Genomic DNA, 15,126 nt, shown 5'->3' on the forward strand with positions numbered 1-15,126 from the left:
CAGACAGGGAAATTTTTTATGCAGGCAATCCATAACATTAACCTCGATTCGTTGATCGATACCCTGGTCAGCCTCACGGCCGCGTTTATCTTCGGTGGCCTGATCGGCTTCGAGCGCCAATACCGTCAGCGCACGGCGGGCCTGCGTACCAACGTGCTGGTGGCGGTGGGTGCGGCGATCTTCGTCGACATGGCCAGCCGTCTTGGCGGTGCGGAAGGCGCAGTGCGGGTGGTTGCCTATGTGGTCTCGGGCATCGGCTTTCTCGGGGCCGGCGTGATCATGCGCGAAGAAGGCAATGTGCGCGGGCTCAACACGGCGGCCACGTTGTGGGGCTCGGCTGCGGTAGGCGCCTGTGCCGGTGCCGACCTGATTCTGGAAGCGTTGTTGGGAACTCTGTTCGTGCTGGCCGCCAATACCTTGCTGCGGCCGATCGTCAATAACATCAACCGGCAACCGCTGGACGTGGTATCGGCCGAGGTGACCAACATCCTCTATGTCATCGCGCGGCGCAGCCAGCAACAGGCGGTGATGGTGTTGCTGGAAGCCGAGCTGGCGCGCTGCAATTACCCGGCCAGTGACATTGATGTGCGGCCGTTCGGCAGCGAGGAAGTGGAGATCGAGGCCACCCTGGCCGCCACATCGGTGGATGGCGACGAGCTGGACGCGCTGGTGGCGCGTATTTCCGGCTCGACCCTGGTGGTGCAGGCGTTCTGGAGTCCGAGTACCACCGACTGACGGGGCGCGCGCAAGGCGCGTCCAAGGTGCCGGCTCTTCAGGCGTTGCGAGGATAAGTCCTACGCGTGGTCAGGAATATCCCTTCGGTTCAGGCGTTATTACGTTGCTAAGGTTGCGCTCTCGCTGCTATCCGGCGGCAAAAAATCGGCTGTGCCTATCCGAAAATGCTTTCAATCGAGGGGACCAGGCTGACCCGGTGTTGAGCAAGCGCAGTGCCGCCGGTCGGAACTGTCATTTCTCACAGGTACCTGCGTTTCGTGTGATGTGTGAATGTACTGGCGTCTCAGGGGAGTGTTATGAGTAAAGCGTTAATCGTCGATGATCACCCGTTTATCCGTCAAACCGTCCGGTTCCTGCTCAAACAGGAGGGTTTCACCGAGATCGATGAGGCGGGTAATGGCGCGGACGCGGTACAGAAGGCTCGGGAAGGTCGCCCGGACTTGATGATTCTTGACCTGTCCATTCCGAAGCTGGGTGGGCTGGAGGTGATCAGTCGGGTCAAGACACTGGGCTTGCCGTGCAAGATGCTGGTGCTGACCGCGTCCCTTGCGGAGTTTTTCTCTGCCCGCTGCATGCGCGCCGGCGCCATGGGGTTTGTCGCCAAGACCGGTGAACTGGACGAGCTGCAGAAGGCGATCAAGGCGGTGATGTCCAATTACAGCTGCTTTCCCAGCTTGCCGAGCAGTTCGGTACGGCGTGACGACTTGCAATCCACCGAGCTGCAACTGGTGGAGTCGCTGTCTGATCGCGAGTTGGAAGTCCTGCGCATGCTCGCACTGGGGCTGGGCAACAACCAGATTGCCGAGCAGATGCTGCTCAGCCATAAAACGATCAGCACCTACAAGACACGCCTCAAGGAGAAGTTGCGTATGTCCTCGGTGGTGCACATCGCAAAATTTGCCCAGCGCAACCACTTGATCTGACCGCACATGAGGTTCGTCAGGATTCGCCCCTTCATCATGGCCCTGTTACTGGCCTGGCTGCCGATGGTGGCGGCCGCTCTCGACGAGCCATCCTCCCTGCGTTTATTGGCGCATTCCAGTTTTCATGGTCCGTCCCCGGTATTGAAGGAGTCCGACTGGCGCTGGCTGCGTGAGCGGCGCACGTTGCTGATGGGGATTTCCGCCCCCGATTACGCGCCGTTTGACCTGACGAACAACAATGGTGAGTTCCAGGGCATCACCGCTGATTTTGCGGCGCTGATCAGCCAGGCCTTGAATGTCACCATCGAGGTCCGATCCTACGAGACCCGCGATGAAGTGATCGAAGCCCTCAAGCAGGGCGCCGTGGACTTCATCGGTTCCGCCAATGGCTATGAAGCCGCAGACCCGCAACTGGTGATGTCGCGCGCCTACGCCAACGACCAGCCGACCCTGGTCACTCGCACGGGTGACAGCCAGGCGCTGACCAGCGACCTTGCGGGCAAACGCGTGGCGATGCTTTATCACTACTTGCCACCCGAAATGGTGCGCGGTTTTTACCCCGATGCGCGTTTGGAGCTGTTTTCCTCGACGTTCGAGGCGATCGGCGCGGTGGCGTTCGGTCGCGCCGATGTGTATCTGGGCGATGCCATCAGCACCAATTACCTGATCAACCGTAACCATCTGAATAATGTGCGCATGGTGGACTTTTCCACCCTGGAAGTCAGCCCGTTTGCGTTCGCCCTGACGCGTGACAACAAGCAGTTGCTGGCAATTATCAACGCTGCGCTGACGGTGGTGCCGGCCAGCGAGCAAATGGAGATTCTGCGCCGCTGGAGTGGCGGCAACCTGGGGATTGTCGGCGCCGAGCGCTTGCAATTGAGTGCCAGTGAACAGCGTTGGCTGGAGAAACATCCACGGGTCAAGATTGCGGTGCCCGACAAGTTCATGCCGCTGTCTCTGATCGATGACCAGGGGCAATTCGAAGGGCTGAGCGCCGAGTTGCTGTCCCGTATCAGCCTGCGCACCGGCCTGAAATTCGATACCGTGCCGGGCCGCTCGATCCCGCGGCAGATCGATCAGGTGAGTGCGGGCGGAGCGGACATGCTGGCGGTGGTGACGCCCAGTGTCGAGGGCGCCGAAAAGGTTCGTTTCACCCGGCCCTATCTGACCAACCCGCTGGTGCTGGTGACCCGTGGCGAAGAGCGCAGCCCGCTTACGCTGGAGGACATGGTGGGTAAGCGCCTGGCGCTGATCGGCGGCAGTGGCCTGCACGATACGATTGCGCAGAACTTTCCCGGTATCCGTTTCGTGGACGTCGAGAACCCGGAACAGGCGCTGGCGCTGGTGGCCAATGGCGGCGCAGAGGGCGCGGTCAACTCGCTGCTCAGTGCGCGCTTTATGATCGCTCGGTCTTACCGCGACCGCCTGCGCGTTACCAGCACGATCGGCTCGGACCCCGTGCGTATCGCCTTCGGGGTCAACCGCAGCCAGCTGGAACTGTTTTCGATCCTCGACAAGGCACTGCTGAGCATCACGCCGCAGGAAATGGATGAAATCATCGGCCATTGGCGCAATGAGGTCATCATCGAGGACAGTTACTGGCTGCGTCATCGCAACATCATCCTGCAAGGGTTCGGCCTGGCTGCGCTGCTGTTGGTGATCACCCTGGGCTGGGCCATTTATCTGCGCAGCCTCATCCGCAAGCGAGTGCAGGCCGAGCGCGCCTTGAGCGATCAGATGCGCTTCATGAGCGTGTTGATCGACGGTACGCCGCATCCTATTTACGTGCGTGACCGCCAGGGACGGTTGATGGCCTGCAACAACGCGTACCTCGACGTGTTCGGCTTCAGGCTCGAAGAGGTGATAGGCAAGACCGTGGTCGAAACCGACACCGGCAACCCGCCCCAGGCGCAGCTGTTCCATGAGGATTACATGCGCCTGATGACCAGCGGCGTGCCGCAGATTCACGACAGAATCCTCAAGGTGCCGGGTAACAAGGTGCTGACCATTTACCAATGGATGCTGCCGTACCGCGATGGCGATGAGAACGTGGTGGGCATGATTGCCGGTTGGGTGGATGTGAGCGAACGGCAACGGTTGCTCGGTCAGTTGCAGGAGGCCAAGGAAGATGCGGACGCCGCCAACCGCGCGAAGACCACGTTCCTGGCGACCATGAGTCACGAGATTCGCACGCCCATGAACGCGGTGATCGGCATGATCGAGCTGGCCCTGGCGAACGCCGAGCAGGGCCGCCCCGACCGCGATGCCCTGCAGGTGGCGTCGGTGGCGTCACGCGGCATGCTGGAGTTGATCGGCGATATCCTGGACATCGCCAGGATCGAGTCCGGCCACCTTTCGCTGGCCCAGGAGCCGGCCAATCTGCATGAACTGCTGCTGTCGGTGGCGCGAGTGTTCGAAGGGCTCGCGCGGTCCAAGGGCCTGGCGCTGCAGGTGGAACTGGATCCGTTGATGGATTGCCCGGTGCTGGTTGATCCGTTGCGATTCAAGCAGGTGATGTCCAACTTGCTGAGCAATGCGATCAAATTTACGTCGCGGGGCCAGGTGCGGTTGGGAGGATGCGTTTCGCCGACCAGCGATGCTGACCAACTGGAGTTCAAGTTGTGGGTCGAAGACGCCGGAATCGGCATCAGTGCGCAAGACCAGCAGCGCCTGTTCAACCCGTTTATCCAGGGCAGCAACAGTGAGCAATCGGCGCGCAGCGGGTCCGGGCTGGGGCTGGTGATCAGCCGCAACCTGTGTGAAATGATGGGGGGCAAACTGCACCTGAGCAGCGTGCTGGGCAAGGGCACGCGGGTGGATGTGGTCGTGACGCTGGCCCGCACCGCGCGGTTACCCACCGAGCATCCGGCGCCGGTCGCGCGGGTGCAACCGGTTAAGGCATTGGACATCCTGGTGGTGGATGACTATCCGGCTAACCGCGTGCTGCTGGCCCGTCAATTGAGCTTTCTGGGGCATCGAATCAGGACTGCGGATGAGGGCAATCAGGGGTTCGAGCTATGGAAAACTGCACCTGCGGATGTGGTCATCACCGATTGCAACATGCCGCTCAAGAATGGCTACGCATTGGCCCGTGATATTCGCGCGTATGAACGCGAGCACGGCCGGGTGCCATGCCTGCTGCTGGGTTTTACCGCCAATGCGCAACCTGAAGAAACCGAACGCTGTCGCGAGGCCGGCATGGACGGTTGCCTGTTCAAACCGGCGGGCCTCGAAGACTTGCGCTCGGCGTTGGCCGCGCTCACCGATCAAGCGTCAGCTGCGGGCCATGCCGCTGTAGTTGACTTGGGCGCTCTGGTCTCGCTGACTGGCGATAATCGCGCCGCGCTGCTTGAGCTGCTGGCGCCGTTGCTCGACAGCCTGCAGACTGACCGCGCGCTGCTTTCGAGGCTGCACAGTGAGCTCGACTTTCACGCGTTGCATGATCTGGCTCACCGCGTCAAAGGCGGCGCGCACATGGTCAGGGCCCACGTGCTGATCGCGTGTTGCGACACGCTGGAGGCGGCTTGCCTGCGCCAGGAGCGCAACGCACTGGTTGCGGCGGTAGAGGCGGTAGGCGTGGCGATTGACGATGTGCATCACGGCTTGAATGCTTATTGCAACCAGCCTTGACTGTGATTTATGGCCATTCGGTAAGTTTGGGACAACTCCTACGCGAAGGGGGAACAAGCCTGATTTTGTCTGCGGGATATGTCTGGAAAATGGGCCGCGCTCACTGACGAGCTCCGCCTGCGCAGGTACCCGACATGCCGAACAAAGCACTGACCATCCTGATTGCCGATGAACAGCACCTGCAACGACTGCACATCGAGAGAATGCTCAATCAGCTGGGATATCACCGCATTCTGCCGGTGCAAACCTTCGAAGAAGTCCAGATCCTGACGGGCATTCCGGCCGAGCCCTTCGATGTATTGATCATCAATGCGGGACTGGCGGCCCAGGCGACCGGGCCCCAGCCCCAGGCCCGTCATGTGTTGGTGTACGACCATCTGAACCTCGCCGCACCCGCCGGCGCAATGTCGACGTTGCCGGTACGTTTGCCCGGCGTTCCGGACACGGTCAACCTCAAGCACTTCATGGACATCATCGATCCCCCTGGGGCTTCGCGGGGGCTGCGGGTTTTACCGTGGCTGCGGGAGTTGTCCCGCAAGCCGGCTGCCTGAGTTCAATCCCACTGCGGTGCGATGCTCTTGGGGCTGGTCAACCGATGGCCACGTTCCAGGCTGGCAATTTGCGTCATGTCGTCCGCGCTCAAGGTCAGTTGCAGGGCTTTCAGGTTGCTCGCAAGGTTGGCGCGTTTGGTCGACGACGGAATCACCGCGTGGCCCAGTTGCATGGCCCAGGCCAGCGCCACTTGCGCCGCAGTGGCTTGGTGGCGTTCGGCGATTTGCTTGAGTACCGGATCGTTGAGCACTTCGCCATAGGCCAGGGTCATGTACGAGGTGATCTGGATATCGTTGGCGTGGGCGAATTCCACCACCTTGCGGTTTTGCAGGTAGGGGTGCAGCTCGATCTGGTTGGTGGCGATATTCTCCGCGCCTACGGCGGCAATCGCCTGTTTCATCAGGTCGACCGTGAAGTTGGAGATGCCGATCTGACGCGTCAGGCCCAGGCGCTTGGCTTCCAGTAACTGGCCCATGAACTCGGCGACGGGTACCTGGTTTTCCGGTGACGGCCAGTGAATCAGCGTCAGGTCCAGGTAATCGGTTTTGAGCTTGCGCAGGCTCTCCTGCAGGCTGGGAATCAACTGGTCCTGGGCGAAATTGGATACCCATATTTTGCTGGTGATGAACAGCTCGTCACGTGGCACGCCACTGTCGGCAATCGCCTGACCAACCTCGGCTTCGTTCTCGTAGATCTGCGCCGTGTCGATGGCGCGGTAGCCCAGTTCCAGGCCGGTGCTGACGGAGTCGATCACCACCTGGCCCTTCAAACGGAAGGTGCCAAGGCCGAAGGCGGGGACTTTTTGCGTTGGGATGGACATCGGATGCTCCTGAACGGGTGTGAACAATGGAGTCGAGTATCCACGCGTCGTTCCGTTGGAAAAACCGCTGAATCCGCAAAGGACTGTTGACCGAGTGGCACGAATAGCGGTGCGACTCGATCAACGGTGGGAGGAAGCAAGCCCCCTCCCAGACTTTGATCTTTAGCGGTCAGGCGAGTGTGCGGGGGCGCGCAAGCGTTCGGCCGCACCGCGCAGCAATTGCTCGGTGGCGGTCCAGCCCAGGCAGCCGTCGGTTACCGAGACGCCGTATTTCATCGACGCGCTCAACGGCTGGCAGCCTTCGAACAGGTGGCTTTCGAGCATCATGCCGATCAGCGACGTGTCGCCCTGCAAGCGTTGCTCCAGCACCTCGTTGAACACGGCCGGCTGACGCAGCGGGTCCTTGCCGCTGTTGGCATGGCTGCAATCGACCATGACGCGTGCGGCCACCTTGGCGTTGGCGAGGTCTCGCTTTACCTGTTCTACACTCTGCGCATCGTAATTCGGCCCGCGGTGACCGCCGCGCAGCACCAGATGGGTATCGGGGTTGCCCGGGGTCTGGATGATCGCCGGGTGGCCCTGGCTGTCGACACCGAAGTGGCGATGGGGGTGGGCGGCCGAGCGCATCGCGTCACAGGCAATGGCGACGCCGCCGTCGGTGCCGTTCTTGAAGCCCACGGGCATGCCCAGGCCGCTGGCCATTTCGCGATGGATCTGCGATTCGGTGGTGCGTGCGCCAATTGCGACCCAACTGAGCAGGTCATCGAAGTAGCCGGCTGCCATGGGCTGCAGCAGCTCGGTCGCGACCGGCAGGCCCAGGCGCAGCATTTCGCGCATCAGCTCGCGCGACAGCGTGAGGCCGGCGGCCATATCGTCGCTGCCGTCCAGGTGCGGATCGTAGGCCAGGCCTTTCCAGCCGATGGTGGTGCGGGGTTTCTCGACGTAGGCGCGGATCACCAGCAGCATCTGGTCACTGACGTCCAGTGCCAGCTTCTTCAGGTTGCGGGCGTATTCCATGGCCGATGCCGGATCGTGGATCGAACACGGGCCGACAATCACCAGCAAGCGTGAGTCTTCGCCATTGAGAATGGCGCGCACGGCTTGGCGATGGGCGTGGATCTGTTCATTGAGGAACGGACTGAGGGGCAACTGGTGCTTGAGTTCAAGCGCGCTGGGCAGGCGCCGGGTCAGGGCTTCATTGGCGCAGGTCAAGGCGTGGAGGGGCAGGGCGGCGACGGAGGAGTTCATATTCAGGGCTTCCTGGGCAAGCGGCGGGCTATTCCCGCGCACTTGGCCTACTGGGGTGTTCGACAATTGGCCGGGTTGGCTACGGGTGTGGATTTGCCACCAGCGGGTGACCGATCGGAGGCGGCAGGCTGTCCCGAGCGGAGCTGGCTAAATCGCCATGCAGTGCACGTGTCGTAACGGTAATAGGTGGCGTAGTTCATGGCTTGATTCCTTGTGTGTACGTGCAAAGTTGTTAAGGGCTGAAAAAACAAAACCCCCGATCGGGGAGCCGACCGGGGGTTAGATTTCTCTGGTAGGCGACCCCTTGAACAGTGGGCGCCGATTTCAGGTATCAGGCGCGCCAGTGGCTAAACCAATACCCAAAATAAAAGCTGACCAGCGCGCTCAAACCGCTCACGCGGGCAGCCGCAACCGAGCGCTGGACGCTGGCAGCCGGGCTAACCTGAGGGTGAGTGAGTTGCAGCATGGTCGCTCTCCGAAATGATGGTGCCGAGCTTACTAGAGGCGCCCTGGCAGATTCAATCAGTAATTTCTATTGCCCGCAGGTACTTACCGCTATGGGGTGAGTGCCGATATGCTGGTCGCCTGTTGATGATTGATCGGATGCGACCATGACTGCCCTGACCCTTGCTGCTGCGCAATCCATTTCCATTGCTGGCGATGTGCCGGCGAATATCCAACGGCATGTGGCGCTCATGCGCGAGGCGGCTGAACAAGGCGTGCAATTGCTGATATTTCCCGAGCTGTCGTTGACCGGGTATGAGCCTTCGTTGGCGGCTGAACTGGCAATCGCTCCGGAGGACGCGCTGCTGTTACCGCTGCGCGAAATGGCGCGCGAACTTCAGATAACGGCGGTGGTGGGCATGCCGATTCGATTGACGCCGCAGGCAGGCGTGCTGATTGGCGCGCTGGTGCTGGGCGCGGACGGCAGCCTGGCGCTCTACACCAAGCAGCACTTGCACCCCGGCGAAGACGTGGCCTTCGTAGCAGGGCAAGGTGGTGCCGCTCTGGAATGGGGGAGCGACCGAATCGCACTGGCGGTATGTGCAGACTTTTCCCGCGCCAGTCATCCTCTTGCTGCGGCGCAGTCAGGTGCCAATATATATGCCGCCGGTGTGCTGATCAGCGAAGGAGGGTACGCAGGGGACAGTGCGCAGTTGCAGGGCTATGCCGTTGAACACAAACTGCTGGTGTTGATGGCCAACCATGGTGGACCCTCGGGTGGCTGGGCCTGTGCCGGGCGCAGCGCAATCTGGGCGGCGGATGGCCGTTTGCTGGTGGCTGCGCCTGGCATCGGCGAGGCACTGGTAATCGCCCATCGTGATGGCGCCCAGTGGGCTGGCCGGGTGGTGGCGCTGTAAATGGCCTTTCACTTTCGCGCAGCCACGCAGCAGGACTTGGCTTTTGCCCGCACGCTCACCCACGAAGCCATGAACAATTACTACCAGCAGTACGGCTTGCTGTGGTCTGACAGAGGCTTCGACATGGCCTGGGCAGATCGGGAAAACTGGTTGATTTGCCGCGACGCCGATGTCCTGGGTTTTATCAGCCTGAGTCGCGACAGCCGGGCGCTCTATATCCGCGAGCTGCATATGATCGAGGGCTGTCGTGGTCTGGGTGCGGGAAGCTGGGTGCTGCAACAGATGGCGTTAAAAGCGCAGGCGCCAGGCCTGTTGCGGTTGACCGTGTTCAAGACCAACCCGGCGCGCAGGCTCTATCAGCGCATGGGCTTCAGCATCGTCGGTGAAGAGAATTGTTTCTGGCGAATGGAGCAGATTTGCCGCGCAAGCTGACCATGCGTCAAATCCTAATAAGCGCATACTGCCTTCAGGAACCGAATTCCTGATCTTCGTTCTGGCTCTCAGCCTCAGCAAGGATGATCCCTTCTTTCATGCCCAAAAGGACCGCTACCTTATGGGCCTCCCCACGCCGCCCCTTTTTGCGCCCAGCGAACACTTGATAGGTGGTTGCCGGATCCACACCCTGTTCACGGACGAACGCTTGCACAGACTTTCACTGGTGTTCCAGCCAGGCCTTGGCTTGTGCAGCGGTCCGAATTCCGGGCATAGTTCAAAACCGTTCAAGTTTGTTTAACCAAGCGGTGAGTGTTTCATCTCTTGGGGGGGGTCAAATAGGATCATGCATCCAAATGAGTGGAATCAGTTCACGTTTAAGGCAAGAAAGAGAGCGGCTTGGCATGTCGCAAAAAGTTTTTGGTGAGATTGGCGGCGTGGAGGCCAACGCACAAGGTAAATATGAAAGTGGCGGCCGGGCGCCTAAAGCCGACTACCTGTCTCGTGTGGCGGAGAAAGGCGTGGACGTGCTTTACGTGCTGACGGGCAACGCTACGCCGATTCAACTGGCGCATCTGAGCCAGATCGAAGAAAAAGTGTTGGGTGATTACCGCACGATGTTCAAGGAGGACCAGGATGCGATCCGCCGTCTGACGTCGACCCTGGCTGAGCACTCCCTTAAGGTGAACGGCAGAGTTACGGCGAACGGCAAATCCAGGCAGCCGCTTCAGGATTCCTGACGGTTTACCCAGGAAAAAGCGCCGTTCGTCATCCGACGAACAGGCGCGCGGCGCCAAAAAATCATATATGACACGTGCAACTAGGTCTGTGCCTTGGTTTTTTGCTAAGGTGTTCGGCAATGTATAAAGACCATTTCGCGAGGTGTCTGCTTGATTAGGGTGCTAGTAGTCGATGACCATGATCTCGTTCGTACAGGCATTACACGAATGCTGGCTGACATCGACGGCCTGCAAGTAGTCGGCCAGGCCGAATCAGGAGAAGAATCCCTGATCAAGGCCCGGGAGTTGAAACCCGATGTGGTGTTGATGGACGTCAAGATGCCCGGAATCGGCGGGCTTGGGGCAACGACCAAACTGTTGCGCAGCCATCCGGACATCAAGGTCGTGGTGGTCACCGTGTGCGAGGAAGACCCGTTTCCAACTCGCCTGTTGCAGGCCGGTGCCGCCGGTTACCTGACCAAGGGCGCAGGCCTGGCAGAAATGGTACAGGCCATTCGCCTGGTATTTGCCGGCCAGCGGTATATCAGCCCGCAGATCGCCCAGCAGTTGGCCATCAAGTCTTTCCAGCCCACCAGTGATTCACCTTTCGATGCGCTGTCGGAGCGGGAAATCCAGATTGCCCTCATGATCGTCGGCTGCCAGAAGGTGCAGACGATTTCGGACAAGCTGTGCCTCTCACCCAAGACCGTCAACACCTACCGTTATCGCATTTTCGAGAAGCTCGCCATCAGCAGTGATGTTGAATTGACCCTGCTTGCGGTGCGTCACGGCATGGTGGACGCCAGCGCCTGACATGACCACGCCGTTCGATCCAAGTGCCTTCCTCTCGACCTGCAGTGGCCGCCCCGGCGTGTACCGCATGTTCGACAGCGAGGCGCGCCTGCTGTATGTCGGTAAAGCCAAGAACCTGAAGAACCGTCTGGCGAGCTACTTTCGCAAGACCGGTCTGGCGACCAAGACCGCCGCCCTGGTGGCGCGTATCGCCCAGGTCGAAACCACCATTACCGCCAACGAAACCGAAGCGCTGCTGCTTGAGCAGACGTTGATCAAGGAATGGCGGCCGCCCTACAACATCCTGCTGCGTGACGATAAATCCTACCCCTACGTCTTTTTATCCGATGGCGCCTTTCCGCGCCTGAGTATTCACCGTGGGGCCAAGAAGCAGAAGGGCAAGTATTTCGGACCCTATCCCAGCGCTGGCGCGATTCGTGAAAGCTTGAGCCTGTTGCAAAAGACCTTTTTTGTGCGCCAGTGCGAAGACAGTTTCTACAAGAACCGTACGCGACCGTGCCTGCAGTACCAGATCAAGCGGTGCAAGGCGCCTTGTGTCGGCCTGGTCGAGCCTGCGGAGTACGCCGAGGATGTGCGCCATTCGGTGATGTTTCTCGAAGGGCGCAGCAATGCCCTCACCGATGAACTCTCCGGCGCCATGGAGCAGGCGGCCAGTACCCTGGATTTCGAGAAGGCCGCCGAACTGCGCGACCAGATCTCGCTGTTGCGTCGCGTGCAGGATCAGCAAAGCATGGAGGGGGGCACCGGCGACGTCGATGTGATCGCCGCCTTCGTCAACCCCGGCGGTGCCTGCGTGCACCTGATCAACGTTCGCGGTGGCCGGGTGCTGGGCAGCAAGAACTTCTTCCCGCAAACCGGTATCGACGAAGAAGTGGCCGAAGTCATGGCTGCGTTCCTCGGTCAGTACTACGTGAGCAGCCCGGAGCGCGATCTGCCCTCGGAGCTGATCGTCAACGTGGTACACGAAGACTTCCCCACGCTCATCGAAGCGATTCACGAGCTGCGTGGCCGCGAGCTGGACATCAGCCACCGCGTACGCGGCACCCGTGCGCGTTGGCAGCAATTGGCCGTGACCAACGCCGAACAGGCCCTCAGCGCGCGCCTTGCCAATCGGCAGCACGTTGCCGCACGGTTTGACGCGCTGGCCGAAGTCCTCAAACTCGAGGAGCCACCACAGCGCCTGGAATGCTACGACATCAGCCACTCCAGCGGCGAAGCCACCGTGGCCTCCTGTGTGGTGTTCGGGCCGGAAGGACCGATCAAATCCGATTACCGGCGCTACAACATTGAAGGCGTGACGGCCGGCGATGACTACGCGGCCATGCACCAGGCCCTCATGCGCCGCTTCAGCAAACTGAAGGAAGGTGAGGGCAAGCTGCCCGATATTCTCTTGGTGGACGGCGGCAAGGGCCAGCTGTCGATGGCCCGCGACGTGCTTAATGAACTGGCAGTGCCGGACCTGATCCTGCTCGGCGTAGCCAAGGGGACGACGCGCAAGGCCGGTTTCGAGACCTTGTACTTGAATGATGCCGCCCATGAGTTCACCTTGAAGGGCGATTCACCTGCGCTGCACCTGATTCAACAGATCCGCGACGAAGCCCACCGATTCGCCATCACCGGCCACCGCGCCCGTCGTGGTAAAACCCGGCGAACCTCAACCCTGGAAGGGGTGGCAGGGGTAGGGCCGACGCGCCGACGTGACCTGCTTAAACATTTTGGTGGCTTGCAGGAGCTGTCCCGTGCCAGCATTGACGAAATAGCCAAAGCACCCGGTATCAGTAAAAAGCTCGCTGAGCTGATTTATGCAAACCTGCACAGCGAATAGAATGCCTTTCCACCTCGTAGCCAGTTGTGCCGATGAATATCCCTAATCTGATCACCGTTCTACGCGTCCTGCTTATCCCGATTTTCATTCTGTTGTTCTATTTGCCCTACGAATGGAGCTATGCGGCGTCAAGTTCCGTGTTCGCTTTCGCCGCCGCCACCGATTGGCTCGACGGCTACCTGGCCCGCCGACTGGAGCAGAGCACGCCGTTCGGCGCGTTCCTCGACCCCGTGGCCGACAAGCTCATGGTGGCCGTTGCCCTGGTATTGCTGGTGCAGGAACACGGCAATCTGTGGCTGACGCTGCCGGCCGCGGTCATCATTGGCCGGGAGATCGTGGTCTCGGCCCTGCGCGAGTGGATGGCCGAAATCGGCGCCCGCGCCCACGTTGCCGTTTCCAACATGGGCAAGTGGAAAACCGCCGCGCAAATGCTTGCGCTGGTCATTCTGCTGGCCAACCCGTCGGACTTCTCCTTCTGGGTGCTGACAGGCTACGCCTTGTTGTTGATCGCCGCCGGCCTGACCCTGTGGTCCATGCTCCAATACCTGCGCGCTGCCTGGCCGCATCTGCGCACTACCGTCGAAAAGAAATAAAACTTTTTTGAATCAAGGTGTTGACGAGCGCCGAGGATTCTATAGAATGCGCGTCACCAAGCGGGAATAGCTCAGTTGGTAGAGCACGACCTTGCCAAGGTCGGGGTCGCGAGTTCGAGTCTCGTTTCCCGCTCCAAGATTCAAAAAAAAAGCCACTCAGATGAGTGGCTTTTTTTTTGCCTGAGAAATGTCTGTACTCAGGTTGACAGGCTACTTTCGGCTAAAAGCGGACGCTGGATAGCGTAGGCAGCATGTCTCCGAGATCGCAGTCTCCATCCGTGGTAATCAGTAGCGATTGCCCTGCGTATCGGTTAATGCTGAAACCACTTCGCCAGAAAACGGCTGATCTGCTGAATCACTGCCCGCGGCCGAGCCCCTCACCATCCCGGCAAATCAGCCATCCCCGGGCGAGCTCTCTTCAATCAACGCCATACCGCCCGGCCTGCAGATTGACCTAAAGCTGAAGTGCGTGGCGTCGCCAATCTCCACATACTGCGTGGTTGTTTCAGGCATGCGCTTGACCCTGTCGGCGGACTCCAATTCGGGCGACATGTCCTCCGTTGGCACCCCCCCCGCAATCACCAGAGCCAGCACCGGCAGGGCGGCCAAGCTGGCGCTGGTGACGCCGCGCGCCAGGCCCAGGTCCAAAAGTGTGTTCTGGCATCGGTTCTTCCTTGGTTACCCATTGAGGCTTCAGCGTGTGGTTCGTCAGGGCCAGGGTCAATAGCTGGCTGTGGACACGCAACAATTGATCAAGCTGGTGACTATATTTAAAAGTCGTCACTATTTGTCAACGAGTACTCACAGCGCTAAGCTGGAAACATGACTAATCAAATCAAGACGCCGCCATCGCGCGGCCCATCCGATCACAGCATTCGCGATCAGGTTGTCGAAGCGGCAACCCAGCATTTCGGGCACTACGGGTACGAGAAAACCACGGTCTCCGACCTTGCCAAAGCTATCGGTTTTTCAAAGGCTTACATCTATAAATTTTTCGACTCAAAGCAGGCCATCGGGGAGGTCATCTGCTCGAATCGGCTGGCCATGATCATGGATATCGTAAGCTCGGCAATCAGTGCAGCACCCACTGCCTCCGAGAAGCTGCGCCGGTTGTTTCGTTCGATTGTCGAGGCGGGCAGTGACTTGTTTTTTCACGATCGCAAGCTGTATGACATTGCGGCGGTGGCAGGCCGTGATCAGTGGCCCTCCGCAGTTGCGCATGACGAGCGAATCAGCCTGTTGATCAAGCAGATTCTGCTTGAGGGCAGGGAGTCTGGTGAATTTGAGCGCAAAACTCCGCTGGATGAAGCCGTTCAAGCAATTCACCTGGTTATGCGTCCCTACATTAATCCGGTGCAATTGCAGTACAACCTGGACAGTGTGTCGACGGCGCCTGCCCACCTATCGGCCTTGATACTGAGAAGTCTCGCTCCCTGATTGTGACCATTGACTAATTTGGTCACTATGCGGAGAAT

At 60.0% G+C, this 15,126-nt stretch carries 14 protein-coding genes, 1 tRNA gene and 1 pseudogene; 12 read left to right on the forward strand and 4 right to left on the reverse strand.

Annotated features, from left to right (window positions below):
* Positions 1–18: 18 nt before the first annotated feature.
* The 4 genes from RHM60_RS00705 (at position 19) to RHM60_RS00720 (ending at position 5,839) form a co-directional block, all read left to right on the forward strand.
* Entirely contained in the window at positions 19–735 is a 717-nt protein-coding gene (locus tag RHM60_RS00705) for an MgtC/SapB family protein (RefSeq protein WP_057009078.1), read from the forward strand.
* A gap of 296 nt (positions 736–1,031) precedes the next feature.
* The gene (locus RHM60_RS00710; RefSeq protein ID WP_209980979.1) at positions 1,032–1,658 is read left to right on the forward strand and encodes a response regulator transcription factor; all 627 of its coding nucleotides are present in this window, start codon (positions 1,032–1,034) and stop codon (positions 1,656–1,658) included.
* Between the two features lie 36 nt (positions 1,659–1,694).
* On the forward strand, positions 1,695–5,288 hold the full coding sequence (locus RHM60_RS00715; RefSeq protein WP_322213273.1) for a transporter substrate-binding domain-containing protein: 3,594 nt from the start codon (positions 1,695–1,697) through the stop codon (positions 5,286–5,288).
* Positions 5,289–5,422: 134 nt separating this feature from the next.
* Positions 5,423–5,839 carry a chemotaxis protein CheY gene (locus tag RHM60_RS00720; protein WP_209980983.1) on the forward strand — a complete coding sequence of 139 codons (417 nt, stop codon included), beginning with the start codon at positions 5,423–5,425 and terminating at the stop codon, positions 5,837–5,839.
* A 2-nt stretch (positions 5,840–5,841) separates the two neighbouring features.
* Here RHM60_RS00720 and dkgB read toward each other — a convergent pair whose 3' ends face one another.
* Both dkgB and RHM60_RS00730 read right to left on the reverse strand, forming a co-directional pair.
* Positions 5,842–6,660 carry a 2,5-didehydrogluconate reductase DkgB gene (gene dkgB / locus RHM60_RS00725; protein ID WP_209980986.1) on the reverse strand — a complete coding sequence of 273 codons (819 nt, stop codon included), beginning with the start codon at positions 6,658–6,660 and terminating at the stop codon, positions 5,842–5,844.
* Positions 6,661–6,822: 162 nt separating this feature from the next.
* A complete protein-coding gene (locus tag RHM60_RS00730) occupies positions 6,823–7,908 on the reverse strand; it encodes a 3-deoxy-7-phosphoheptulonate synthase (RefSeq protein ID WP_322213274.1) in 1,086 nt (361 codons plus the stop codon).
* A gap of 611 nt (positions 7,909–8,519) precedes the next feature.
* On the opposite strand from RHM60_RS00730, the gene RHM60_RS00735 reads away from it, so the two are divergent.
* Both RHM60_RS00735 and RHM60_RS00740 read left to right on the forward strand, forming a co-directional pair.
* Complete coding sequence (locus RHM60_RS00735) at positions 8,520–9,269, forward strand: carbon-nitrogen hydrolase family protein (protein ID WP_322213275.1); 750 nt, start codon at positions 8,520–8,522, stop codon at positions 9,267–9,269.
* On the forward strand, positions 9,270–9,701 hold the full coding sequence (locus RHM60_RS00740) for a GNAT family N-acetyltransferase (RefSeq protein WP_209980992.1): 432 nt from the start codon (positions 9,270–9,272) through the stop codon (positions 9,699–9,701).
* Between the two features lie 34 nt (positions 9,702–9,735).
* Here RHM60_RS00740 and RHM60_RS00745 read toward each other — a convergent pair whose 3' ends face one another.
* Positions 9,736–9,915, reverse strand: a complete 180-nt coding sequence (locus RHM60_RS00745) for a DNA-binding protein (RefSeq protein WP_231421757.1) — start codon at positions 9,913–9,915, stop codon at positions 9,736–9,738.
* Between the two features lie 142 nt (positions 9,916–10,057).
* Here RHM60_RS00745 and RHM60_RS00750 point away from each other — a divergent pair, with 142 nt between their 5' ends.
* The 5 genes from RHM60_RS00750 to RHM60_RS00770 all read left to right on the forward strand — a co-directional run bounded on the left by RHM60_RS00750 (position 10,058) and on the right by RHM60_RS00770 (position 13,787).
* Positions 10,058–10,441 (forward strand): helix-turn-helix domain-containing protein, encoded by a 384-nt coding sequence (locus RHM60_RS00750; RefSeq protein WP_209980994.1) that lies wholly within the window; start codon positions 10,058–10,060, stop codon positions 10,439–10,441.
* 150 nt (positions 10,442–10,591) lie between these two features.
* Complete coding sequence (gene uvrY, locus RHM60_RS00755; RefSeq protein WP_003190387.1) at positions 10,592–11,233, forward strand: UvrY/SirA/GacA family response regulator transcription factor; 642 nt, start codon at positions 10,592–10,594, stop codon at positions 11,231–11,233.
* 1 nt (position 11,234) lies between these two features.
* Positions 11,235–13,058: an excinuclease ABC subunit UvrC gene (gene uvrC / locus RHM60_RS00760; RefSeq protein WP_209980996.1), complete on the forward strand. Its 1,824-nt coding sequence runs from the start codon at positions 11,235–11,237 to the stop codon at positions 13,056–13,058.
* A gap of 32 nt (positions 13,059–13,090) precedes the next feature.
* A complete protein-coding gene (gene pgsA / locus RHM60_RS00765; RefSeq protein WP_003232771.1) occupies positions 13,091–13,651 on the forward strand; it encodes a CDP-diacylglycerol--glycerol-3-phosphate 3-phosphatidyltransferase in 561 nt (186 codons plus the stop codon).
* 60 nt (positions 13,652–13,711) lie between these two features.
* Positions 13,712–13,787: transfer RNA gene (locus RHM60_RS00770), tRNA-Gly, on the forward strand.
* A 175-nt stretch (positions 13,788–13,962) separates the two neighbouring features.
* Here the strand turns inward: RHM60_RS00770 and RHM60_RS00775 are convergent.
* Positions 13,963–14,299, reverse strand: a pseudogene (locus RHM60_RS00775) (dienelactone hydrolase); the annotation flags it as partial.
* Positions 14,300–14,473: 174 nt separating this feature from the next.
* On the opposite strand from RHM60_RS00775, the gene RHM60_RS00780 reads away from it, so the two are divergent.
* Complete coding sequence (locus RHM60_RS00780; protein WP_322213281.1) at positions 14,474–15,088, forward strand: TetR/AcrR family transcriptional regulator; 615 nt, start codon at positions 14,474–14,476, stop codon at positions 15,086–15,088.
* Positions 15,089–15,126 lie beyond the last annotated feature (38 nt).

It is taken from the genome of Pseudomonas sp. MH9.3, assembly GCF_034354675.1.
GTDB lineage: Bacteria > Pseudomonadota > Gammaproteobacteria > Pseudomonadales > Pseudomonadaceae > Aquipseudomonas.

Coding starts and splice junctions, on each gene's coding strand:
- RHM60_RS00705 (WP_057009078.1), top strand. CDS start 19: ATGCAGGCAATCCATAACATTAACCTCGATTCGTTGATCGATACCCTG.
- RHM60_RS00710 (WP_209980979.1), top strand. CDS start 1,032: ATGAGTAAAGCGTTAATCGTCGATGATCACCCGTTTATCCGTCAAACC.
- RHM60_RS00715 (WP_322213273.1), top strand. CDS start 1,695: ATGGCCCTGTTACTGGCCTGGCTGCCGATGGTGGCGGCCGCTCTCGAC.
- RHM60_RS00720 (WP_209980983.1), top strand. CDS start 5,423: ATGCCGAACAAAGCACTGACCATCCTGATTGCCGATGAACAGCACCTG.
- dkgB (WP_209980986.1), bottom strand. CDS start 6,660: ATGTCCATCCCAACGCAAAAAGTCCCCGCCTTCGGCCTTGGCACCTTC.
- RHM60_RS00730 (WP_322213274.1), bottom strand. CDS start 7,908: ATGAACTCCTCCGTCGCCGCCCTGCCCCTCCACGCCTTGACCTGCGCC.
- RHM60_RS00735 (WP_322213275.1), top strand. CDS start 8,520: ATGACTGCCCTGACCCTTGCTGCTGCGCAATCCATTTCCATTGCTGGC.
- RHM60_RS00740 (WP_209980992.1), top strand. CDS start 9,270: ATGGCCTTTCACTTTCGCGCAGCCACGCAGCAGGACTTGGCTTTTGCC.
- RHM60_RS00750 (WP_209980994.1), top strand. CDS start 10,058: ATGAGTGGAATCAGTTCACGTTTAAGGCAAGAAAGAGAGCGGCTTGGC.
- uvrC (WP_209980996.1), top strand. CDS start 11,235: ATGACCACGCCGTTCGATCCAAGTGCCTTCCTCTCGACCTGCAGTGGC.
- pgsA (WP_003232771.1), top strand. CDS start 13,091: ATGAATATCCCTAATCTGATCACCGTTCTACGCGTCCTGCTTATCCCG.
- RHM60_RS00780 (WP_322213281.1), top strand. CDS start 14,474: ATGACTAATCAAATCAAGACGCCGCCATCGCGCGGCCCATCCGATCAC.